The organism is Microbispora sp. H11081 (genome assembly GCF_012999535.1).
In the GTDB taxonomy this organism is placed as follows: Bacteria; Actinomycetota; Actinomycetes; order Streptosporangiales; family Streptosporangiaceae; genus Microbispora.
Genome location: NZ_JABBWV010000003.1, coordinates 541,637 through 563,989 on the forward strand (window position 1 = coordinate 541,637; position 22,353 = coordinate 563,989).

Annotated in this window: 20 protein-coding genes; 14 read left to right on the forward strand and 6 right to left on the reverse strand. The window is 72.0% G+C overall.

What is annotated here, in order from left to right:
• The first annotated feature begins 7 nt into the window (after nucleotides 1–7).
• The 4 genes from metK to HHX31_RS12075 all read left to right on the forward strand — a co-directional run bounded on the left by metK (nucleotide 8) and on the right by HHX31_RS12075 (nucleotide 4,135).
• Nucleotides 8–1,249 (forward strand): methionine adenosyltransferase, encoded by a 1,242-nt coding sequence (gene metK, locus HHX31_RS12060; RefSeq protein ID WP_169948179.1) that lies wholly within the window; start codon nucleotides 8–10, stop codon nucleotides 1,247–1,249.
• 8 nt (nucleotides 1,250–1,257) lie between these two features.
• Nucleotides 1,258–2,127: a formyltetrahydrofolate deformylase gene (gene purU / locus HHX31_RS12065; RefSeq protein ID WP_311931743.1), complete on the forward strand. Its 870-nt coding sequence runs from the start codon at nucleotides 1,258–1,260 to the stop codon at nucleotides 2,125–2,127.
• A 69-nt stretch (nucleotides 2,128–2,196) separates the two neighbouring features.
• Nucleotides 2,197–3,138, forward strand: coding sequence for a carbohydrate kinase family protein (locus HHX31_RS12070; RefSeq protein WP_169948355.1), 942 nt, complete (start codon nucleotides 2,197–2,199; stop codon nucleotides 3,136–3,138).
• Between the two features lie 91 nt (nucleotides 3,139–3,229).
• Nucleotides 3,230–4,135 carry a VOC family protein gene (locus HHX31_RS12075; protein ID WP_169948182.1) on the forward strand — a complete coding sequence of 302 codons (906 nt, stop codon included), beginning with the start codon at nucleotides 3,230–3,232 and terminating at the stop codon, nucleotides 4,133–4,135.
• Nucleotides 4,136–4,144: 9 nt separating this feature from the next.
• Here the strand turns inward: HHX31_RS12075 and HHX31_RS12080 are convergent, their stop codons facing one another.
• A complete protein-coding gene (locus HHX31_RS12080; protein WP_169948183.1) occupies nucleotides 4,145–5,482 on the reverse strand; it encodes a CdaR family transcriptional regulator in 1,338 nt (445 codons plus the stop codon).
• 386 nt (nucleotides 5,483–5,868) lie between these two features.
• Here HHX31_RS12080 and HHX31_RS12085 point away from each other — a divergent pair, with 386 nt between their 5' ends.
• The 10 genes from HHX31_RS12085 (at nucleotide 5,869) to HHX31_RS12130 (ending at nucleotide 18,380) form a co-directional block, all read left to right on the forward strand.
• A complete protein-coding gene (locus HHX31_RS12085) occupies nucleotides 5,869–6,816 on the forward strand; it encodes an ABC transporter permease (protein ID WP_211589577.1) in 948 nt (315 codons plus the stop codon).
• On the forward strand, nucleotides 6,813–7,682 hold the full coding sequence (locus HHX31_RS12090; RefSeq protein ID WP_169948187.1) for an ABC transporter permease: 870 nt from the start codon (nucleotides 6,813–6,815) through the stop codon (nucleotides 7,680–7,682). The genes HHX31_RS12085 and HHX31_RS12090 overlap by 4 nt, the downstream gene beginning before the upstream one ends.
• Nucleotides 7,679–8,698, forward strand: a complete 1,020-nt coding sequence (locus HHX31_RS12095; protein WP_169948189.1) for an ABC transporter ATP-binding protein — start codon at nucleotides 7,679–7,681, stop codon at nucleotides 8,696–8,698. The genes HHX31_RS12090 and HHX31_RS12095 overlap by 4 nt, the downstream gene beginning before the upstream one ends.
• Nucleotides 8,691–9,731: an ABC transporter ATP-binding protein gene (locus tag HHX31_RS12100; RefSeq protein WP_211589578.1), complete on the forward strand. Its 1,041-nt coding sequence runs from the start codon at nucleotides 8,691–8,693 to the stop codon at nucleotides 9,729–9,731. The genes HHX31_RS12095 and HHX31_RS12100 overlap by 8 nt, the downstream gene beginning before the upstream one ends.
• A complete protein-coding gene (locus HHX31_RS12105) occupies nucleotides 9,728–12,061 on the forward strand; it encodes a CaiB/BaiF CoA-transferase family protein (RefSeq protein WP_169948191.1) in 2,334 nt (777 codons plus the stop codon). Before HHX31_RS12100 ends, HHX31_RS12105 begins: the two co-directional genes overlap by 4 nt.
• A 25-nt stretch (nucleotides 12,062–12,086) precedes the next feature.
• Nucleotides 12,087–13,331: an amidohydrolase/deacetylase family metallohydrolase gene (locus HHX31_RS12110; RefSeq protein ID WP_169948193.1), complete on the forward strand. Its 1,245-nt coding sequence runs from the start codon at nucleotides 12,087–12,089 to the stop codon at nucleotides 13,329–13,331.
• Entirely contained in the window at nucleotides 13,292–14,371 is a 1,080-nt protein-coding gene (locus tag HHX31_RS12115; protein ID WP_169948195.1) for a peptidyl-alpha-hydroxyglycine alpha-amidating lyase family protein, read from the forward strand. The genes HHX31_RS12110 and HHX31_RS12115 overlap by 40 nt, the downstream gene beginning before the upstream one ends.
• A complete protein-coding gene (locus tag HHX31_RS12120) occupies nucleotides 14,368–15,573 on the forward strand; it encodes a cobalamin-independent methionine synthase II family protein (protein ID WP_169948197.1) in 1,206 nt (401 codons plus the stop codon). The genes HHX31_RS12115 and HHX31_RS12120 overlap by 4 nt, the downstream gene beginning before the upstream one ends.
• A gap of 508 nt (nucleotides 15,574–16,081) precedes the next feature.
• Nucleotides 16,082–17,470 (forward strand): ABC transporter substrate-binding protein, encoded by a 1,389-nt coding sequence (locus HHX31_RS12125; RefSeq protein ID WP_169948199.1) that lies wholly within the window; start codon nucleotides 16,082–16,084, stop codon nucleotides 17,468–17,470.
• Between the two features lie 4 nt (nucleotides 17,471–17,474).
• Nucleotides 17,475–18,380 (forward strand): SDR family NAD(P)-dependent oxidoreductase, encoded by a 906-nt coding sequence (locus tag HHX31_RS12130; RefSeq protein WP_169948201.1) that lies wholly within the window; start codon nucleotides 17,475–17,477, stop codon nucleotides 18,378–18,380.
• Nucleotides 18,381–18,442: 62 nt separating this feature from the next.
• Here HHX31_RS12130 and HHX31_RS12135 read toward each other — a convergent pair whose 3' ends face one another.
• Genes HHX31_RS12135 through HHX31_RS12155 form a run of 5 tightly spaced genes read right to left on the reverse strand, consistent with a single transcriptional unit; the run spans nucleotide 18,443 to nucleotide 22,342 of the window.
• Nucleotides 18,443–19,330, reverse strand: coding sequence for an amidohydrolase (locus HHX31_RS12135; RefSeq protein ID WP_211589579.1), 888 nt, complete (start codon nucleotides 19,328–19,330; stop codon nucleotides 18,443–18,445).
• The gene (locus HHX31_RS12140; protein WP_211589580.1) at nucleotides 19,327–20,214 is read right to left on the reverse strand and encodes an amidohydrolase; all 888 of its coding nucleotides are present in this window, start codon (nucleotides 20,212–20,214) and stop codon (nucleotides 19,327–19,329) included. The genes HHX31_RS12135 and HHX31_RS12140 overlap by 4 nt, the downstream gene beginning before the upstream one ends.
• On the reverse strand, nucleotides 20,211–20,621 hold the full coding sequence (locus tag HHX31_RS12145; RefSeq protein WP_169948206.1) for a lipocalin-like domain-containing protein: 411 nt from the start codon (nucleotides 20,619–20,621) through the stop codon (nucleotides 20,211–20,213). The genes HHX31_RS12140 and HHX31_RS12145 overlap by 4 nt, the downstream gene beginning before the upstream one ends.
• Nucleotides 20,618–21,403, reverse strand: coding sequence for an HpcH/HpaI aldolase/citrate lyase family protein (locus HHX31_RS12150; RefSeq protein ID WP_169948208.1), 786 nt, complete (start codon nucleotides 21,401–21,403; stop codon nucleotides 20,618–20,620). The genes HHX31_RS12145 and HHX31_RS12150 overlap by 4 nt, the downstream gene beginning before the upstream one ends.
• Before the next feature lie 9 nt (nucleotides 21,404–21,412).
• Nucleotides 21,413–22,342 carry a hypothetical protein gene (locus HHX31_RS12155; protein ID WP_169948210.1) on the reverse strand — a complete coding sequence of 310 codons (930 nt, stop codon included), beginning with the start codon at nucleotides 22,340–22,342 and terminating at the stop codon, nucleotides 21,413–21,415.
• Nucleotides 22,343–22,353 lie beyond the last annotated feature (11 nt).

The window sequence follows — 22,353 nt, forward strand, 5'->3', positions numbered from 1 at the left end:
CTTACCGATGACCTCGCCGCGTGACAACGACGACCGCGTGTTCACCTCGGAGTCGGTGACCGAGGGACACCCAGACAAGATCGCCGACGCGATCTCCGACGCCGTGCTGGACGCCGCGCTGCGCGCCGACCCGCACTCCCGGGTCGCCTGCGAGACCCTGGTCACCACCGGCATGGTCGTGCTGGCCGGGGAGATCACCACCCCCGAGCTCCTCGACTACTCGCGGATCGTCAGGGACACCGTCAAGGGGATCGGGTACGACGACCCCGCGTACGGGTTCGACGGCGACGCGTGCGCCGTCCTGGTGGCGGTCGGCAAGCAGTCGCCCGACATCGCGCGCGGCGTCGACCTGGCCCACGAGCATCGCAGCGACCTGTCGGGCGACGAGCTCGACCGCGCGGGCGCGGGCGACCAGGGCATGATGTTCGGCTACGCCACGGACGAGACCCCCGAGCTCATGCCGATGCCGATCGCGCTCGCGCACCGGCTGTCGCGCAGGCTCGCCGCGGTGCGCAAGGACGGGACGCTTGGCTACCTGCGCCCGGACGGCAAGACCCAGGTGACGGTGCGCTACCAGGGCGACGTGCCCGTCGGCGTGGAGCAGGTGCTGATCTCGACCCAGCACGCCGAGGAGGCCGTCACCGAGCAGATCCGCGAGGACCTGTGGACCCACGTTGTCGTCCCGGAACTGCCGGCCGAGCTGTACGACGCCGCCGCGCTCCACCGCAGCCTGCTGGTCAACCCCACCGGCCGTTTCGTGGTCGGCGGGCCCGTCGGCGACGCGGGACTCACCGGACGCAAGATCATCGTTGACACGTACGGCGGGTTCGCCCGGCACGGCGGCGGCGCGTTCTCCGGCAAGGACCCGTCCAAGGTCGACCGCTCCGCCGCCTACGCCGCCCGCCACGTCGCCAAGAACGTGGTCGCCGCGGGCCTCGCCCGCCGGGTGGAGGTGCAGGTGGCGTACGCCATCGGGGTGGCGAGGCCGGTGTCCGTGCACATCGAGACGTTCGGCACGGAGCGGGTGAGCCCCGCGCTGCTGCGTTCGCTGGTGACCGAGCAGTTCGACCTGCGGCCCGCCGCGTTCCGGGCGTACCTCGGGCTGCACGCGCCCATCTACGGGCCGACCGCCGCCTACGGCCACTTCGGGCGCACCGACCTGGACCTGCCGTGGGAGCGGACCGACCGGGCGGACGCGCTGCGCCGCGCGGCGGGCCTGTCCGCCGACGCCGTCCCCGCCACGCTGTGACCGCTGCGGTGACCACTACGGTCTCCGGCGACCTCGGCCGGCTGGTCGTGTCCTGCACCGACCAGCCGGGGATCGTCGCCCGCGTGTCGTCGTTCCTGCACCGGCGTGGCGCCAACATCGTGCAGTCCGACCAGGACTCCACCGGGCCGACGGGCGGCCGGTTCTTCCTGCGCGTCGTGTTCCACCTGGCCGGCCTCCGCGCGGAGCTGCCGCGGCTGGAGCGGGAGTTCCACGCGGAGGTGGCGGCCGGACTCGGCGCGGAGTTCCGGTTCCGCGACGCCTCCGCGCCCACCCGGGTGGCGCTGTTCGTGTCGCGGTACGACCACTGCCTGCTCGACCTCCTGTGGCGGACACGCCGCGGGGAGCTGCCCGTCGAGGTGTGCCAGGTGGTCTCCAACCACCCCGACCTCGCCGGCACTGTGGCCTCGTTCGGGGTCCCGTACGAGCACATCCCGGTGACCGGGGACACGAAGGAGGAGGCCGAGCAGCGCCAGCTCGACCTGCTGCGCGGCCGCGTCGACCTGATCGTCCTGGCCAGGTACATGCAGATCCTCTCCGGGAGCTTCCTCAAGCGCGCCGGAGTACCGGTGATCAACATCCACCACTCCTTCCTGCCGGCCTTCCCCGGCGCGGGCCCGTACGAGCGGGCGAAGGAGCGCGGCGTGAAGCTCATCGGCGCGACCGCGCACTACGCCACCGAGGACCTCGACGAGGGCCCGATCATCGAGCAGGACGTCATCCGGGTGTCCCATCGGGCGAGCGTCGGGGAGCTGGCGCGGCGCGGCGCCGACATCGAGCGGACCGTGCTGGCGCGTGCCGTCGCCTGGCACTGCGAGGACCGCGTCCTGGTCAACGGCCGCACCACGATCGTCTTCTGAACCTGCCGAGGAGTAACAGTGCCTTCCGGAACCACCGCCGTGATCGGATCGATCGCGCTCGACCACCTGATGCGATTTCCCGGACGCTTCGCCGATCACCTGGTGGCCGACCGGCTCAACCGGGTGTCGCTGAGCTTCCTCGTCGACGACCTCGTCGTACGCAGGGGCGGGGTGGGCGCGAACATCGCCTTCGGCATGGGCGTCCTGGGCCAGCGGCCGGTGCTCGTGGGAGCGGTCGGCGCCGACTTCGCCGACCACAGGTCGTTCCTCGAACGGCACGGCGTCGAGTGCGGCGGCGTCCTCGTCGTGGAGGGGGCCCACACGCCGCGGTTCACCTGCACGACCGACGACGACCAGTGTCAGCTCGCGTCCTTCTACGCGGGCGCGATGACGGAGACGAAGAACATCGCGCTCGCTCCGATCGTGGAGACGTACGGCGTCGAGCTGGTGCTGGTGGGCGCGAGCGACCCCGACGCGATGGTGGCGCAGACCGAGGAGGCCAGGTCACTGGGCGTGGCCTTCGCCGCGGACCCCTCGCAGCAGCTGCCCCGCCTCGACGGCGACCAGTGCCGCGCCCTGGTCGACGGCGCCCGTTACCTGTTCACCAACGAGTACGAACTGGAGTTGCTGATCCGAAAGACCGGCTGGGACGTGGCGGAGATCACCAGGCGGGTCGGCCTCCGGGTGACGACGCTGTCCGACCGCGGCGTCGACATCGCCGGCCGTGACGGCACCGCCCTGCGCGTCGGGGTGGTGCCCGCGGTCAGGATCGCCGACCCGACCGGCGTCGGCGACGGGTTCCGCGCCGGGTTCCTGGCCGGCCGCAACGGCGGGCTCGGGCCGGAGAGGGCCGCCCAGCTCGGTGCGCTCGTCGCCACGCTGGTGCTGGAGAGCGAGGGCGCCCAGGAGTGGGCCGTCGACGCCGACGCGGACCTGGCCCGCCTGCGCGCCGCCTACGGCGCGCAGGCCGCGGCCGAGATCGAGCCGGTGTTGCGTGCCGCCCTGAGCTGAGCGGGAGAGCCCTGGACGACTTCGCTGGAGGTCCGCCACGTATCCTTGCGATGGCGCGCTGGACGGGCCTTGAGCGCGAGGAGTCGTGGGTATGCGAAGCATCGGGTATGTCGGCGTGCAGTCCGCGGCGGCGGCGGACTGGCTCGACTTCGGCCCGCGCGTCTTCGGCTTCGAGACCCGCCTTCTCCAGGACGGCACGGTGCGGGTGCGCTGGTGCGACCGCTCGCACCGCCTGGCGATCCACCCCGGCGACACGGACCGGCTGCTGTACCTCGGCTGGGAGGTCGGCGCGGACGAGTCGCCGGACGACGTGGCGGCGCGCCTGACCGCGGCGGGCTTCGCCGTCACCGAGGGCGGCGCGAGTCTGGCCGCGGCGCGTTCCGTCGAGCGGCTGATCTCCTTCGAGGACCCCTTCGGCCTGCGGCACGAGTTCTTCACCGGCCAGCAGGAGACGCCCGGCTCCTACCGCGGGCAGCGGCCGACCTCGCGCGCCGTCACCGGCGAGCTCGGTCTGGGCTTCGTCGTGCTGCGGGTGCCCGACCTGCAGCGGGGCCTCGACTTCTACACCGGCGTGATGGGCATGAAGGTGTCCGACGCGATCAACCTCGGCCGGGGGCTGGGGGAGATGTGGTTCCTGCGGTGCAATCCCCGCCATCACAGCATCGCCCTCCTCCAGGGTGACGACACGCTCCGGCTCGAACACGTGATGATCGAGGCGGAGACCCTGGAGGAGGTGGAGGTCGCCTGGGACCTGGCGCGCCGGGAGATGGACGCCTTCGTCAGCCCGGGGCGCCGGCTGTCGGACAACATGTTCATGTTCCGCGTGCGCACCTCGACCGGGTTCCACGTCTGCTACGGCTGGGGCGCGACCCCGGTCGAGGACGAGGAGAACTGGATCCCGCGGTACATCGACTCCTCGTCGGGCGGCATCGTCTACTCCGCCGCCGCCGTCGTGACGGCGGGGGGCGCGGCTCCCTCCGCGGACGTCACGCACTGACGGCGGCTCTCACCCGTCCAACCCGCCGAGGGCTTCGAGGATCTCCAGCGCCACCTGCGCGGCGAGGCGGTCGCGGTAGGTGTTCAGGTCGAGCCCGGTGAGCTCCTCGACCCGGTGGATCCGGTAGGTGACGGTGTTCGGGTGGACGTGCAGCCGCTTGGAGGCCCGCCGCGGGCTGTTGTTCTCCTGGAAGTAGCACTGCAGCGTGGAGGTGTACTCCGAGTGGTGCTTCTTCTCGTGGCGCAGCACCCCGCCGAGGACGTCGGAGGCGAACTCGCGCAGCGTCTCGATGTCCGGCACCTGGAGCAGCAGCCTGCTGATGCCCAGCGTGTCGAACTCGACCACGGCGCCGCGCCGGCCGAGCCGCTTGATCACTTCGTTGGTCCGCCGCGCCTCCTCGTACGAGCGGGCGATGTGCGCGGGCTCGCGGAACGCGCCGCCGACGCCGATGGACACGGCGACGTCGGGGAACAGCGCCCCCAGTCGCTGCACGCACAGGTTGCCGAGTTGCTGGGCACGGCCGGGCGACCCGCCGGTGGCGTTCTCGGTCAGCACGACGACCACCTCGTCGGTCCGTACGGAGGTGATCGCGTCCGGTGCCTGGGCGACGAACAGCCGGGCGATCGCCATGGCGGCGCGTTCGGCGATGACGGCGCGGCGTCCGGTGTCGCCCGCGGGCGGCTCCAGGATGACGGAGAGGACGCGGTGGTCGCGCTCCGCGTCGTAGCCGAGATGCTGGGCCCAGCGTACGACCTCGTCGTTGTCCCGGCCCGACCCGGAAAGCAGCCCTTCGATGAGGTCGTCGCGCACCTGGCTGGCCGCCGAGAAGATGACCCGCTCGCGGGCCAGGATGACGCCGCAGATCGTCGCGGCGTGCTCGGCGATCATGAGGTCGGTGTCCTCGCCCCGGTCGGGGGCCGCGCCGACGAGCGAGACGAGATAGGCGGGCACCGTGTCGCCGACGAGGATCGGGGCGACGACGCGGGCGCCGTTCCGTGCCAGGTCGGGGAACCTGCGCGGGCGGCGGTCCTTGCCCACGGTGGTGAGCATGTGCGCCAGCCGGGGGTGTATCAGGTGGTCGTGGACGTACTGGACCGCGCTTTCGTAGGTTTCGCCCGGTGACGCGGCGGCGAGGATCCCCATCTTCTGGCTGAGCACGGTCACCGTCACGTTCGTGCGGTGGGCCACCATCTGGACGACCGTGCCGATGTCGGCGTCCTGCAGGGCGAGGCCGGAGAGCTGACGGTAGATCTCCACCAGGTGGCGGAGGGTGCGGCTCTCCTGAGTCGTCTCGGTGAAGTCACGGGCGACGCTGCTCAGGCCGGTGAAATGGGACTCTGCGGCCATGTGTGAATCCTAGGGTCGAGTGCCGGTGTTGCCATGTGCCGGAGGCCAAAGAGAAGGGCCTCATCCTGTGCCGCGGACCACAGCGCTCGTGCGCGGCGCGGGTTTATACGTGGTGGCTCTCTGATCCCTGGCACCCCTCTGGGCCCTCGTCCTGCTTGGACGGGGGGTCGCCCCAGCGCCTCCGGTAACAATCACGAAACCGCTCATTTACCCGACCGCCCCCCTCTTGACGTCAACTTACCCGCAGTGCAGCATTGCGTTTACAACTATTACACATTTTGTCCCATTATCGGACAAGGGTCATGTGGATCGAAGTGGTCGGAGGCAGCCGGCATGTGCCCGCTCCGGGCAGCTTCGTTTCCGCCCATCGGTGGACGGAGGTGACGGTGAGCGCTCGTATGGTCTTACGCCGGCTCGGCGGCGGCCTGCTGGTTCTGTGGCTGGTGTCGATACTCACCTTCCTGCTGGTACAGCTGATCCCCGGCGATCCCGCCGAGGTGATCGCGGGTGAGAACGCCACGGTGGAAGAGGTCGCCCGGATCCGCACCGAACTCGGGCTGGGTCAGCCGGTGCTCGAGCAGTACCTCAACTGGTTCTCCGGCATCCTGCGCGGAGACCTGGGCGACTCGCTGTTCACCAACCGGTCCGTCGCGACGACGATCGCCGAGGCGGCGCCGCCGACCGTGGTCATCACCACGATGGCGATCCTGGTCGCGGTCGTGATCGGCGTGACGGCCGGAATCGCCGCCGGCCTCACCCAGGGAAGCTGGATCGACCGGGCAGTGTCGGCCGCGGCCACTCTCGGCATCGCGATGCCCAGCTTCTGGCTGGCGATGGTGCTGGTCTCGGTGTTCGCGCTGACCAACCCCTGGCTCCCCGCGACCGGATACGTCGACGTCAGGAGCGGCTTCGGCGTCTGGCTCTCGCACGTCATCCTGCCGTCCACCGCGCTCGGGCTGGCCACCGCCGCCGAACTCGCCCGGCACACCCGAGGCTGTGTCGCCGACGTGCTGACCCGCCCGTACGTGCGCACGGCACGTGCCAGGGGCGCGTCGGGCGTCTGGCTGATCCGCCGGCACATCCTGCGCAACGCGGCCATCCCCGTCGTGACCGTGCTCGGCCTGCAGACCGGCCGGCTCCTGGGCGGAGCCATCGTGGTGGAGGCGGTGTTCGGCATCTCCGGGCTCGGCTCCCTGGCCATCAACTCGGTGCTGCAGCGGGACTACCCGATGATCCAGGGCTACGTCCTGTTCAGCGCCGTCGTCGTGGTGGCGATCAACCTCATCGTGGATCTGGCCTACGGCTGGATCAATCCGAAAGTGCGCACCGCATGACCACGGCCACCATCAGCACCACCGTCAGCAAACGCCCGCGCCACGTCGCCAGGTCGCTCCTGCGCCGCCCGGCCAGCGCGGCCGCCATCGGGTTCGTCGCCCTCCTCGTCTTCCTGGCCATCGCGGGCCCGCTCGTCTCCCCGCACGACCCCGAGACCCAGGACCTCGGCAACAGGTTCGCCGGGCTCAGCTCGACCCACCTGCTGGGCACCGACGAGTTCGGCCGCGACGTCGCCAGCCGCATCATCCAGGCCACCCGCATCGCCATCGTCGCCCCGCTCATCGCGGTGGGCGTCGGGCTGCTCATCGGCCTGCCGCTCGGGCTGTGGGCCGGTCTGCGCCGGGGCGCGGTGGACGCGATCGCCGGCCGGCTGGCCGACACGATCCTGAGCCTGCCCGCCCTCGTCGGGGCGCTGGCCATCGTCGCGGTGCTCGGCCCCGGGCTGGTCAACGCCATGCTCGCCGTCGGCATCATCTTCTCGCCCGGACTGTTCCGCGTCGTACGCGGCGCGACGCTCTCGGTCGCGGAGGAGACCTTCGTCGACTCGGCCGAGGCGATCGGCTCGTCCACCCGGCGGACTCTCTGGGTGCACATCCTGCCCAACATCGCCGCTCCGCTGCTGGTCCAGGTCACGATCCTCATGGGCGTCGCGCTGCTGGCCGAGGCCAGCCTGAGCTTCATCGGCCTCGGGGTGCAGCCGCCCGACGCGAGCTGGGGATCGATGCTCAAGTCCGCGTACAACAACCAGTTCGAATCCCCCTTCTCGGTGGTGCCGTCCGGGATCGCGATGGTGCTGACCGTTCTCGCGTTCAACACGATCGGTGACTCCATCCGCGATGCGGTCGGACTCAGGAGGCGTACATGACCACCGGACAGGGACAGCCGGTCGGCGAGCCGTTGCTGGCCGTGGAGGGTCTCACCATCGACCTGCCGGGACGGCAACCCGGGCTGGTCCAGGACGTCACGTTCGAGGTGCGCAAGGGCCGCGCGGTCGCGCTGATCGGCGAGTCCGGCTGCGGCAAGACGCTGACCTCCATGGCGGTGCTCGGCCTGCTGCCCCCCGCCGTCAGGGTCTCCGCGGGCGCGATCCGCTTCGACGGCGTCGACCTGCTCCGCTGCTCCGCCCGTCAGCTCCGCCAGATCCGCGGCGGGCCGGTCGGCATGGTGTTCCAGGAACCGATGAGCAGCCTCAACCCCACGATGACGGTCGGCGACCAGATCGCCGAGGTGCGGCGGCTGCACCTGAAGGAGCGGCGCTCGGTGGCGCTCAGGCAGGCCCGTGAGCTGCTGACCCGGGTCGGCATCCCGAACGCCGACCGCCGGCTCCGGTCCTACCCGCACGAGCTGAGCGGCGGCATGCAGCAGCGGGTCATGATCGCGGCGGCCATCGCCTGCGAGCCGAAGCTGCTGATCGCCGACGAGCCGACCACCGCCCTCGACGTCACGATCCAGGCGGAGATCCTCGAACTCCTGCGGGACCTGCGCGACAGCCTCGAACTGGCCGTGCTCCTGGTGACGCACGACCTCGGGGTGGTCGCGGACTTCTGCGACGACGTGGTCGTCATGTACGCGGGTCACATCGCCGAGCGCACCTCCGTAGACGAGCTGTTCTACCGGCCGCGACACCCCTACTCCAGCGCGCTGCTGGCCTCCGTGCCGCAGTCCGGCCGGGCGAGGACCAAGCTGAACGTGATCGCGGGCCGTGTCCCCTCGGCGGGGCAGTTCCCGGGCGGCTGCCGGTTCGAGCCCCGCTGCGAGCACAGCGTCGAGTCCGTCTGCCGGCTGCCGCAGGCCGACACGGCCGTCGACGACGGCCACCGCACCCGGTGCGGACGCGTCGCCTCCGGCGACCTGATTCTCGAGGGGGCCGTCCGTGGCTGAGGACCGTGTGGTCGTGCGGGTGCGCGGCCTGACCAAGTCGTTCCCGCTGCGCCGCACCATGCTGGGCCGGCCGCTCGAGAGCGTGCGCGCCGTCGACGGAGTCGACCTCGACGTGCTCGCCGGCCAGACGGTCGGCATCGTCGGGGAGTCGGGCTCGGGCAAGACCACGGTGGGCCGTCTGATGTCCCGGCTGCTCAAGCCGGACCAGGGCACGATCGAGGTGGAGGGCAAGGACGTCAGCCGGGCGCGCGGCCGCGAGCTGAAGGAGATGCGCGGCCGGCTCCAGGTCATCTTCCAGGACCCGTACGGCGCGCTCGACCCCACCAAGACCATCGGCCACGCCATCGCGGAGCCGCTCCTGGTCCACGGCAGGATCGGCCGGGGCGAGATGCGGGAGCGGGCGGCCCAGTTGCTCGCCCGGGTCACGCTCGACCCCGCGCTCGTCGACAGGTATCCGGACGAGCTGTCCGGCGGGCAGCGGCAGCGGGTCTGCATCGCCCGCGCGCTGGCGCTCTCGCCGAGCGTGCTCGTCGCCGACGAGCCGACCTCCGCGCTGGACCTGTCCACACGTTCGGAGATCCTCAACCTGCTGCTGTCGATCCAGCAGGACACCGGGCAGGCGGTGGTGCTGGTGTCCCACGACTTCGCCACCGTACGGCACCTGTCGCACCGCATCGCGGTGATGTACCTGGGCCGGATCGTCGAGGAGGGCACCGCCGAGCAGATCGCGGAGGACCCCCGGCATCCGTACACCAAGGCGTTGCTGTCGGCCGTGCCCGTGCCGGACCCGGACGCGCAGCGGTCGCGCCGCCGCATCGTGCTGCGGGGCGACCTGCCCGACCCGGCGAACCCGCCGTCGGGATGCCGCTTCCGCACCCGCTGCCCGCTCGCCACGGACGAGTGCGCGCACGTGGATCCGCCGCTGCTGCGGATCAGCGCGGAGCACAAGGTGGCGTGCGTGCTGCACAGGCCGGCGGACGACCCGCCTCCCGCGGCGCGCGTCATCGAGGAGAGCAGGGAGGCGGCGAGATGAGCGACCGTGGACGGGCCGCCGGGGTGCTCGACGGGGTCAGGGTCGTCGACTTCGGCCACCACGTCGCCGGCCCGCTGGCCGCGCTGATGCTCGCCGACCAGGGCGCCGACGTGATCCACGTCGATCGGCCCGGCAGCGTGCCCGCCGCCGACGACGCGTTCTTCAACCGGGGCAAGCGGCGCATCGCGCTCGACCTGAAGACCGAGGCGGACCTGGCCGTCGCCCGCGACCTCGTCCGGCGGGCCGACGTCCTCGTCGAGAACTTCCGTCCCGGGGTGATGGACCGGCTCGGGCTCGGCTGGGAGGAGACGCGGGCCGCCAACCCGCGGCTCGTCTACTGCTCGATGCCCGGCTTCTCCGCCGACGACCCCCGGGCCGGCGTCCCCGGCTGGGAGGGCGTCATCGCGGCGGCCACCGGCAACTGCCGGATCCGGCCCGGCTACGTGCCGGACGGCTGGGACGAGACCCGGCCGACCTACACGGCGATCCCCGTCGCGTCCAACTTCGCCGCGTTCTGCGGCGCCTTCGCGATCGTGGCGGCCCTGACCGCCCGGCACCGCAGCGGGCGCGGCGACCGCGTCGAGGTCCCCCTGTTCGACGCGATGTTCGAGGCCATCGGCGGGAGCGGCGCCTACCCGGTCGCGCGCGGGCTGCCGCCGGAGCGCGCGATCAGCGCCAACGGCAGCGGCACCTACCGCTGCGCGGACGGCCGCCACGTGCAGTTCAACCCGATCGGCGCGACGACCCGGTTCCTGACCTGGTTCCTCGACGCGGCCGGGGCGACGGCGTGGGCGGGCGAAGGGCTGACCGACCGCGCCCGCATGGATCGCGAGCCGGAGCTGCGGCGGGTGCTGCACGAGCGGCTGACCGCCTTGTTCGCCACCCGGCCCGCCCGGGAGTGGGAGGAGCTGGCCAACGCGGCCGGCGTGCCGCTCGCGGCGGTCAGGACCACCGCCGAGTGGCTCGACGAGCCGCATGCCCGTGCGTCCGGGCAGGTCGTCGTGCTCGACGATCCGCTGCTCGGCGAGGTGGCGATGCCCGGCTCCGCCGTGTGGCTGTCGGCGGCCCCAGAGCCGCCCGCCAGTCCGCGGCGCCTGCCGGACGCGGACCGCGCCGAGATCCTCGCGGAACTCGGCGCGAGTCCCGCCGGGCCGCCGGAGGCCGCGGGCGATCCGGCCGCCGCGCTTCCGTACGCCGGCCTCAGGGTCGTTGACCTGACCCAGATCCTGGCCGGGCCGAGCGCGGGGCGGATGCTGGTCGAGTTCGGCGCAGACGTCGTGAAGATCAACGTGCCGCAGCGGCGCGTCGGCGCGCACGGCTTCGTCAACCGCGGCAAGCGGACGGTCCTCCTGGACGTGAAGACCGGCGAGGGCCAGCGGCTCCTGTGGCGGCTCCTCGCCGACGCGGACGTCCTGACCTGCAACTTCCCCGAACGGACCGCAGAACGCTACGGGCTCGGGTACGAGCACGTACGGGCCCGCCGCCCGGACATCGTCTACGTGTCGGTCACCTGCTACGGATCCGGCGGGCCGTGGGCGGGCCGCCGCGGATACGAGACCCAGGGACAGGCCGCGACCGGGATCATGAGCCGCACGGGCGGCGAGGGCGCGCCGGCCGTGCTCGGCCCCTACAACCTGCTCGACTACGGCACCGGCGTCATGGCCGCATTCGCCACCGCGCTGGCCCTTCACCACCGGGAGCTGACCGGCGCGGGCCAGCACGTACGCGCCTCGCTCACCCAGACGGGCACCTACCAGCAGGCGAGATACGCGCTGCGTCCCGCCGCGGACGGCCCCGCCGAGCCGCAGGGGCCCACGGCGCTCGGGACCGGCGCGTGGCACCGGTTCTACCGGGCCGCCGACGGATGGTTCTTCCTCGGGGCGTCCCCGGACCTGCTGCCGGTTCTCCGCGAGGTCCCCGGCCTGGAGGCGCTGTCCGGCGTCGACGGATCGGACGAGGCCGCGGTGGCCGAGGTCCTAGAGACCGCGTTCCGCACCGCCACGGCCGGCGAGTGGACCGCGCGCCTCACCGCGGCGGACGTGGGCGCGCACCCGGTCACGCCGCTCGCGGAACTGATGAGCGACCCGCGCGTCCACGCGCGCGGGCTCGCGGTCACCCAGGTCTCCGAGGAGGCCGGTGAGGTGGTGATGCCCGGCATCGCCATCCGGGTGCACGGCAACCCGCCCCGCCTGGGCCATCCGGTACGCAGGCCGGGCGCCGACGCCCACGACGTGCTGCGCGAGATCGGGCTCTCCGACTCGGCCGACACCCTGGAGCGGGCCTGGGTGCTCCAGACGACCGCGTTGCCCGCCGGCTGGGACCACTTCTGACCCCCGGCACCGACATGGAGGATTGATGGACGACTCGACGACCCCGTACGACCTGGTCATCAGGGGCGGGCGGGTCCTCGACCCGGGGCAGGGACTGGACGGCGTCATGGACGTCGCCGTCTCCGGCGGCCGGATCGCCGCGATCGGGAACGACATCGCGGCGGACTCGGCCCGCCGGGTGATCGACGCGAGCGGCGCGGGACGGTACGTCGTCCCCGGGCTGATCGACATCCACACGCACGTGGCGCACGGGGCGATCACCCCGGGCGTCGGCATGGAAGGCTGCGACCCGGACGTCATCGGCGTCGGCTCCGGCGTCACCACTCTGGTTGACGCGGGATCGGTCGGGGTGGCGAACATCGGGGTGTTCTCCGCCTACATCCAGCCGAGAGCCAGGACGCGGGTCATCCCCTTCCTGAACATCGGCAGCTACGCCCACACCATGCCCACCCTGGTCGACGTCAACGACCTTGACGAGATCGACCCCGTCGCGATCGCGAAATGCGTCGCCGCCAACCCCGGGCTGGTCAAGGGCATCAAGCTGCGGCTGGTCGGGCCGCTGATCGCGGAACACGGCAAGCAGATCGTCCTCGCGTCGAAGGAGGTGGCCAGGGAGCACGGGCTGCCCCTCATGGTGCACATCGGCGACCTGTCCGCGCGGCGCCGCCCCGACCCGCACCTGCTCGCGCCGGCCACCGCCTTCGCGATCGAACAGCTCGACCCCGGGGACATCCTCACCCACCTGTGCACACCCAACCACGGTGGCGTGATGGACGCGGCGGACCGGTTGATGCCGGGACTGCTGGCCGCCAGGGACCGCGGGGTCGTCCTCGACTCGGCCCTGGGCAGAGGGAACTTCGGCTACCGGGTCGCGCGGCGGCAACGCGAGCTCGGCCTGGCCCCCGACACGATCAGCAGCGACCTGACCGCGGCCGGGCAGACCTTCCACTCCCTGCTGGAGTGCATGGCCAAGTTCATGGCCGTGGGATACAGCCTGCCCGAGGTGATCTCGATGACCACCGCGAACGCGGCCAGGGCGATCGGCGTGGAGCACGAGCTGGGCGCGATCGCGGTCGGCAGGGAGGCCGACCTGACGGTGATCGACCTGGTCGAGGGCGACTTCGAGTTCGTCGACACGAAACAGGAGGTCTTCCACGGCGGCTACGGGCTGCGGCCCGTCCAGACCGTGCGGGCCGGCGCGCTGGTCCCGCCGGTGTGGGGAACCCACCCGTGGGGCTGGCTGCCCGCGCCGCGATCGGCGTCGTCGTGACGAGGGTCAGGCGTGGCGGGTTCGAGGCCGTCGGAGACTGGGAGCGGCTGCCCGGCGATCTGCGTCACGACGACGTGACGGCGGTCGACGTCGACGCCGACGACCGCGTCTACCTGTTCACCCGCTTCGACGGCCAGGTCATCGTGTACGAGCGGGACGGCACGTTCGTACGGTCCTGGGGGAAGGGCCTGTTCACCACGCCGCACGGCCTGACCGTCGGCCCGGACGGCGCCGTCTACTGCGTGGACGCGGGCGACCACACCGTGCGCAAGTTCACCCCCGAGGGCGAGCTGCTGATGACGCTGGGCACGCCCGGGGTGCCCTCGGACACCGGGTTCGTGTCCGGGCGCCCGGTGCGCGTGCACAGCGTCGAGGGGGTCGGGTACGCCGGGCCGCCGTTCAACCGGTGCACCAATCTGGCCGTCGCGCCGGACGGCGACCTCTACGTGACCGACGGGTACGGAAACTGCCGCGTGCACAGGTTCTCCGCCGCCGGCGACCTGATCGGCTCCTGGGGCGAACCCGGCACCGGCCCCGGGCAGTTCCACCTCCCGCACTCCCTGGACATCGCCGCGGACGGCCGGGTGTTCGTCGCGGACAGGGAGAACGACCGGATCCAGATCTTCACTCCCGACGGACGGTTCATCGAGGAGTGGACCGACATCAGGCGGCCCTGCGACCTCACCATCGCCCCCGACGGCACGGTGTACGTCGTCGAGCTGTGGCGGCCCCGCGGCAAGCGTTCCTTCGTGCACGGAGAGGCGCTCGCCGACCAGCCCGCCCGGCTGTCGGTGCTCGACCCGCACGGCGCGGTGATCGAGCGGTGGGGCGACTCCACGACCGACCGCGAGGCGGTGGGCAACTTCATCGCCCCGCACGGGATCGCGCTGGACTCCCACGGCGACCTGTACGTCGCGGAGGTCACCTACAGCTTCGCCATCAGGCCCGGCTGGGTCGCGCCGTCATGTGGCGGACACCAGCTCCAGAAGTTCCTGCGCGCCGGCGCGGGAGACGAGACCTCGACCAGGAGACGCGTATGAGGCGCGGAAGCGACCGGATTCTCACCACCCACGGCGGCAACCTGCCGCGCCCGAACGATCTGGACGAGCTGATCGCCGAGGGCGAATCCGCTCGGGACGCCGTGGAGGCCCGCCTGCCGGGCGCCGTGCAGGAGGTCGTCGACCGGCAGATCCGGTGCGGCCTCGACACCGTCAACGACGGTGAGTACGTCAAGGCCGCCAACATGGCCGGGTACAGCGGCTACATCCACGCCAGGGTGACCGGCTGGGAGACCCTGCCCATCGACCCGAGCGTGCCGCCCAAGCGCGAGTACGTCGCCGCCCGCGACAAGGCCGAGTTCCCCGGCACGTACGCGTCCGGCCTGTGGCTCGCGGGATCGGGCGGGCCGGTCCGGCCCGGTTTCTCGACCCCGGGAGCCGTGCCCAGGATGCCCACGACGGAGCGGGTGTGCACCGGCCCGATCACCTACATCGGCCAGGACGCCATCGCGGCCGACGTCGCGGCGCTGCGGACGGCGCTGCGGGACAGGGAGGCCGACGGCTTCATCGCGGCGCTGGGACCGCTCAGCCTTGGCGCGGGCGCGAGGAACGCCTACTACGCGAGCGAGGAAGAGTACATGTTCGCGGTCGCCGAGGCGCTGCGAGAGGAGTATCGGGCGGTCACCGACGCCGGTCTGACCCTGCAGATCGACGAGCCCGAGTTCGCCACCACCTGGCAGTTCCACCCCACCTGGACGGTCGAGGACCTCCGGCGCTATCTGGAGTTCGCCGTGGAGGTGATCAACCACGCCATCGACGGGCTGCCCGGCGAGCAGATCAGGATGCACACGTGCTGGGGCAGCGGCCACCGGCCGCACACTCAGGACATCGGCCTTGAGCACATCGCGGACCTCCTGATCAAGGTGGACGTCCAGGCGTACGCCATCGAGTCGGGCAACGTCCGCCACGCGCACGAGTGGCGGGTGTGGGAGGACGTGAAGCTGCCGGAAGGCAAGATCCTCATCCCCGGCGTGGTGAGCCACGCCACCGACCTGGTCGAGCACCCCGAGCTCGTGGCCGAGCGGCTGACGAACTTCGCCAGCGTGGTCGGTAGGGAGAACCTCCAGGCCGGGACCGACTGCGGGATCGGATCCCGCGTGGGCCACGAGGAGATCGTCTGGGCGAAGCTCACCGCTCTCGCGGAAGGCGCCGCGATCGCCAGCCGCCGGCTGTGGGCCCGGTAGTCCACGACATCGGCGAACGATCGCCGACACACGACCACTGACACACGACCACTGACACACGACCACTGGCACACGACCACTGAACGCACGACCCCTGGCTTCCGGCCGCGAGTTCTCGGCCGTGAGCCGGTGGCCGCGCGCGCACGAACGCGGGCGCACGAGCCCGCGATGACGACAAAGACGACGAAGACGACGAAACACCACTGACCTGGCGGGGCTCGTTCAGCGTCACGGCTGAAGACAGGTCATCACCGAGCGCCAGGAGACCACGGGTGCGACCCGGCACAGGCGAGGGAGCCGGTGCACGCCGGGAGTCGCCGGCCGAACCAGTCAATTCAGCTTCTGAACCATGGAGGCAAACGCCGTGAGAAGATCAATTCATATAACGGCCGGTGTAATGCTGACCGCCGGTCTCGCCCTCGCCGGGTGCGGGAGCGGGACGACAGCTTCTGAGCAGACCTCGGGCCCCACCGACAGCGGGGCCATCCTGAGGTGGGCCTCCCCGGGCATGCCCACCTCCTTCGACCCCCGCAAGTCCGCGCCGCTCGACCCGGTCTATCTCAGCCTGGTCTACGAGAGCCTGATCCGGCGGATGCCCTCGGGCGAGATCAAGCCGGGCCTGGCGACCGAGTGGCAGTTCTCCGACGACAACAAGGTGCTGACCCTCAAGCTGCGGCAGGGGGTGAAGTTCCACAACGGCGAGGAGCTCAACGCGGAGGCGGTCAAGAAGTCGCTGGAGGCGTACAAGAAGAGCGGCGCCCTCGTGACGACGCTGGCGGTGCTCGACAAGGTCGAGGTGGTCGCCCCGGACGAGGTGAAGCTCACCTTCGCCCATCCGTCCGGCTACATGGTCAACGTGCTCGCGGGCGAGGCCGGCATCGTGGTCGCGCCCGGCGCGCTCGACGCCCCTGACCTGCCCACGAAGCCGGTCGGCACCGGGCCCTTCGAGCTCACCTCGCTGCAGCAGGGCAAGATCACGTTCAAGAAGTTCGAGGGCCACTGGAACGCGGCGGCGACGACCATCGCCGGCGTGGAGATGCCGGTCTTCAACGACGAGCCGACGCGCCTGCGCGCGGTGAAGTCGGGGCAGGCCGACGGCAGCACGATCACGCCGAACCAGCTCAAGGAGGCCGAGGCGGCGGGCATGACCGTCATCCAGGCCCCCAACACGACGCTCAACGCCATCCTGCTGAACACCTCCGTGCCCGCGCTCGCCAAGCCGGAGTTCCGTAAGGCGCTGCTGTACGCCATCGACCGTGAGTCGATCAGCAAGAACCTGTACGCCGGCACCTGCTCGCCGTCGGTGCAGCCGTTCCAGAAGGGTTTCTGGGCGAACGTGCCCCAGCTGAACGACGTGTCCTCCTACTACGACCCGGAGAAGGCCAAGAAGCTGATGGCCGAGGCCGGTCTGAAGGACGGCGTGGACCTGACGTTCGAGGTCGGCCCCAACACCTCCTACCAGGTGCTGGCCCAGGCGCTGCAGGCGCAGCTGGCGAAGGTGGGGATCAGGGTCTCCATCAAGGTGCTGGAGTTCCAGCAGATGGTCACCGCCCGCAGGAACGGCCAGTTCACCGCGACGGTGTCGCTGCTGCAGGCCGGGCGGCCCGACCCGAGCCAGTTCGTCCAGGACTTCTACATCAAGGGCGGCGCCTACAACCCCGGCGGCTTCTCCCTGGCGGGGATCGGCGACCTGCTGACGGAGGCCCGGGCCAGCGAGGAGAGCACGGCGCGTGCCGAGCCGATGCACGAGATCGTCACGAAGGTGCTGGAGGCGGGGCCGCCGGTGATCCCGGTGTGCGGCGTCACCTACATGGCGGCCTTCCGCAAGGGCGTCACCGGGCTGGAGCCGTCGGTGGTCGGCGACTACGACTTCGCCACCGTGAAGATGAGCAAGTAGCGACATGACAGAGAGGAAGGCCGTGCGCCTCAACGACAAGGTGGCCGTCGTCACCGGATCAGGGCGGGGCCTCGGCCGTGCCTACGCCGAGGCGCTCGCCGCGGCGGGCGCCGCCGTGGTGGTCAACGACATCGACGCCGACGTCGCCGAGGAGACCGCCGCCGGGATCAGGAAGGCCGGCGGCCGCGCGGTCGCCGAGGTGTGCGCCGTCGGCACCGCCAAGTCGGCGGACGCCCTCGTGGCACGGGCCGTCTCCGAGTTCGGCCGCCTGGACGTGATGTGCACGAACGCCGGCGCGCTGCGGGACCGGACGCTGCTCAAGGTCACCGACGAGGAGTTCGACCTCGTCGTCGACAGCCACGTGCGCGGCACCTTCACCTGCGCCCGCGCGGCGGTGGGCCGGTTCCGGGAGCAGGGCGGGGGCGGCCGGCTGATCCTGGTCGGCTCCCCGGCGGGCCAGTACGGCTCGTTCGGGCAGACGGCGTACGCCGCGTCCAAGGCGGCCATCATCGCCATGGTCCGGGTGTGGTCGGTGGAGACGGCGAAGCTCGGCGTGACCGTGAACGCGATCGTGCCGACGGCGCTGACCAGGATGGCCGCGACCATCCCGTCGCTGACCGAGGTCGTCGCCGCGGTCGAGGCCGGCGCCCCGGTCCCCGCCGACCTGCGCAGGCGCGGAATCGGCCTGGTCGAGGACGTGGCTCCGCTGGTGGTCTATCTCGCCTCGGACGAGTCGGCCGGGGTCACCGGGCAGTACATCGGGTTCGGTGGCGACAGGTTCGCGATCTGGGCGCATCCGAAGGAGGCGTTCGTCACGCACCGCGACGGCGGCTGGACGGCGGAGCAACTCGCCGCCGACTTCCCCGGGTTCTCGGAACACCTGCAGACCCATACGCCGTCAGGCCGGTGAGAACCGCGACCGCCCCGCACCCGGCCACAAGCCGGGGCGGGGCGGTTCGCCGTGAACGGCCGTCAGCCGAAATAGAACGCGTGCGAAGCCAGCGAGATCCGCCGGCGCAGCGCGGGATCGGGCACCAGCCGGGCGAAGGACTCGACGGCGTCGCGGTAGGCGACAGGCCGGCGCGCGCCGACGAACGGCGCGTCGCTGCCCCAGAAGACGTGCTCGGGACCGGCGGCCTCCAGCAGGGTCGCCGCGTATCCGGCCAGCGTGTCCTCGCTCACGTCGAAGCGGTATCCCGCCGACAGCTTCACCCACACCCGGCCGGTGCCGAGCGCCCGCAGCAGCGCCGCGCCGCCGGCGCTCGCGTAGCCCGTGTCCCTGCCGGGGTCGCCGAAGTGGTCCACGACGACCCGCACCCCCGAGGAGAGCAGCCCGTCGAGCACCGGCGGCAGCCGCTCGCCCTCGATGTTCAGCTCGACGTGCCAGCCGAGGTCCGCGATCCGGAACAGCAGCCGGCGGTACGCCGGGTCCTGGAGATCCGGCAGGTCCGGGCGGCGGCGCCACTGGAACCTGACCCCGGCCACGCCGTCGGACCTCATCCGCTCCAGCACGTAGCGGTCGACGTTGGGCTCGACGATGACGGTCCCGCGCAGCCGCTCGTGCTCGCGCAGGGCCTCGATCGTGTAGTCGTTCAGGTCGCCGAGCAGGCTCATCGCGGAGACCACGCCGTATCCGACCCCGTGCTCGTCCATCATCGCCAGGAACGTCCCGGCCGGGAGATCGCCCTCCGGCCGCGTCCACGCGCGCGCCGCGAGCGGCAGCGCGCTGGTGAACAGATGGACGTGGGTGTCGACGAGCGGCACGGCGTCGTCGCGGAGCGGATCGCTCGCCCCGCTCTCCGCCGCGCTCTCCGCCGCGCTCTCCGCCGCGCTCCCCGCCGCGCTCCCCGCCGCGCTCACGGCCTGGCCGCCGGGAGCCGGTAGAGCGCGGCGGCCGTACCGCCGAGCACCCTGGCGGCGTCCTGCGGGGACAGGCCGGCGACCGACTCACGGGCGATCCGCACCATGTCGTCGTACGCGCCGGGCGTCTGGGTGACGTCGGATCCCCACAGCACCCGGTCCGCGCCGAACCTGGACACCAGCCATTCGACGACGGCGGACGGCTCGCGGCCCGCCGCGATGACCCGGGCGAAGTTGAGCGTCGTCACCTTGACATGGATCTCGGGCAGGTCGGCCAGCGCGAGCAGCGCGTCCTCCCCGGGGTAGGGGCGGCCGCGGTCGACCTCGACGCTCGCGACGTGGTCGAGGACGACCGGCGTGCCGGGGAACTCGCGCGCGACCGCGGGCAGCGCCTCCAGGCTCTCTTCGCGGTTCCAGCGGTAGAGGTGCAGGCACATCGACAGGCCGAGGCCGGCCGCCTCCCGCCACACCTCGCGCGCCGGGGCGCCGGCGAACCAGCCGGTGCCCGGCGTGCCGCCGTGCTGGTTGCCGCCCGGCGAGGTCAGCCGTACGGCCACGGCGCCGCGCTCGGCCCAGTGGCGCACCGTCCGCGCGGCGTCCGGCGCCTGGGCGTCGACGACGCACATGGCGGCGAGCCTGCCGGGATGGCGCGCCGCCGAGTCCACGACGTAGCTGTTGTCGTAGCCGTACACCTGGGCTCGCTGCACCGCGACGGCCGCCGCCTGGCCGGTGGCGTCCAGCGCGCCGAGCAGCCGCTCGGCGGTCATCGGGTCGTTGCGCACGGCGTCGCTCACCGAGCCGCCGGGCGGGTTGAACGGGTAGGCCGGGTCGTCGGTGACCAGGTGGGCGTGGGCGTCGATCGGCATGACGCTCGCGAGGTTCATCGGATGCGTTCCCAGACGAGTACGGGGGTGGGCGGTTGGGCGGGGGACCGGTCGGCGCGCAGGGTCAGCCGGTCCCCGTCCAGGACGGCCAGGCGGACCAGCCTGGCGCCGATCCAGTTGGGGTAGACGCCGGCCTCGACGTGGTGGACGACGCGGTCGCCGAGCCACTCGTAGCGTCCGGCGTACGCGCCGAAGGCCCGAACGGCGGCGAGCTTCTCCTCGTCGGTGCTCGCGCGCCAGCTGGCCGAGCGCATGAGCGGGCGGTCGCCGTCCATGTACTGCACCGCCATGTGCCCGTCGGCGCCGTAGAGCAGCCGGCCGAGGGGGGTGTCCCCGAGTGGCCGCGCCCCCTCGGCCGCCCCACCCTCCATGAAGTAGTCGGCCAGCCGCCAGGTGCCGGTGATCATGGTGTGGCCTCCGCCTTCGGTGGTGCGGGGAGTTGCTCGCGGAACGCCCGCGTCATGGAGTGGGCCGTGCGGGCGAGCATGGTGGCGTCGTTGCCCATGATCAGGAACTGGTGGCCGAGCCCCGCCGCCCGTACGGCCGACGGGCCGTCCACGCAGGCGGCGCCGCAGGGTTTGCCCGCGGCGGCGGCCGCGGCCCTGGCCCGGTCGAGTGACTGCCTGACGACGGGGTCGCCCATCTCGACCCCGAGCGTGAGCGACAGGTCGCCGGCCCCCAGGAACACCGCGTCCACCCCCGGCACCGCCAGGATTGCGGCGGCGGCGTCGATGGCGGCCGGGCTCTCCAGTTGCGGGATGCAGACGATCTCCTCGTTGCCGGTCCTGATGTATTCGGCCCTGGGCAGCAGCCCCCACCTGCCGGCGCGGCTGGTCCCGCCCGCTCCCCGGGTGCCGAGCGGGGGAAAGCGGGTGGCCGCCACGGCGCGTTCGGCCTCGGCCGCCGAGTCCACGTGGGGCACCAGGACGCCCTTGGCGCCTGCGTCGAGGACCCGCTGGATCGTGGTGGCCTGCTGGTCGGGCACGCGGACCAGGGGATCCACGCCGTACGCCAGGGCGGTGGCGATCATCCGCGCCGTGATGGTGAGATCGAGCGGGGCGTGCTCCAGGTCGATGACCACGAAGTCGAAGCCGGCGCTGGCCATGATGTCGACGCTTTCCGTGGTCGCCAGTTTGATCCACGTGCCCAGCCGCGGCGCCGTCGCGGAGGCGGTCTCGAAGAATCCCATCCCGGGCCGTCAGCCGGTCGTGACGTGTTCGGGGGCGGGGTACTCGTCGGCGTTGAGCACCCATCCGGCCTTGGCGGAGAAGTCCGCGCGCGGCGGGCTGAAGATGTCGATGAGCAGGTGCGGTCCTTCGCCCACGGCCTGGCTGGTGTGGACGGTCGGCGGCGGGATGATCGCGACGGCCGGGCTGCCCACGGCCGCGTGCTCGTCGTCGCGCCACTGCGACATCTTCGACGTCCAGGGCGTGCGCACGTGATGGACGTAGTCGCCGACGACGGTCAGCGAGCACTGCTCGAAGTCGTCGTGGTGGTGGGGGGAGAGCCGTTCGGGATCGCGCGGGCCGTCCTTGGCGTCGCCGAAGTTGACCATGAAGCTGCTGGACCGGAAGATCCGGCCGAACCGGCCGGGCCGCAGCGGGTGGTCGGCGTTGAGGTAGACGCGCAGGCGGTGCCCGGCGGGCGGGTCGGGCCACGGCGTCAGCGGGGCGACGCGCGGGTGCGGCTGCTCGTACGACCGGGCGTTGCCGCAGCGCGCGAGGAGGTCGGCCGTCCGGACGTCGAACAGGCGGACCAGGTCGCCGTCGCCGTGCGCGGTGACGACGCTGTCGCCCGGCGGCACGATGACCACGCCCGCCCCGGTCACCGTCCGGCTCTCGCCTCCCGCCTTGACGTCGATCGTGAGACCGTCGTGGGGCAGGACGAGGACGTACTCCTCGCGCTGGGCGGACGCGTCGCGCGTCAGCGTCTCCCCGGAGACCAGGCGGGTGAAGGCGAGCACGAAGTTCTGGGCGCGGACGTACCAGGTCTCGCTGCCGAGCGCGCCCACCTCGTCGGGCGGCAGCGCGGGGAACTCGTAGGTGGCCAGCGCGGCGATCGGGGCGTCCGCGTTCTTCGCGGGCGTGGTCGCGTTGAGCGCGGCGCGGGGGTCGGTGGAGCTGTACATGCGATCCGTCC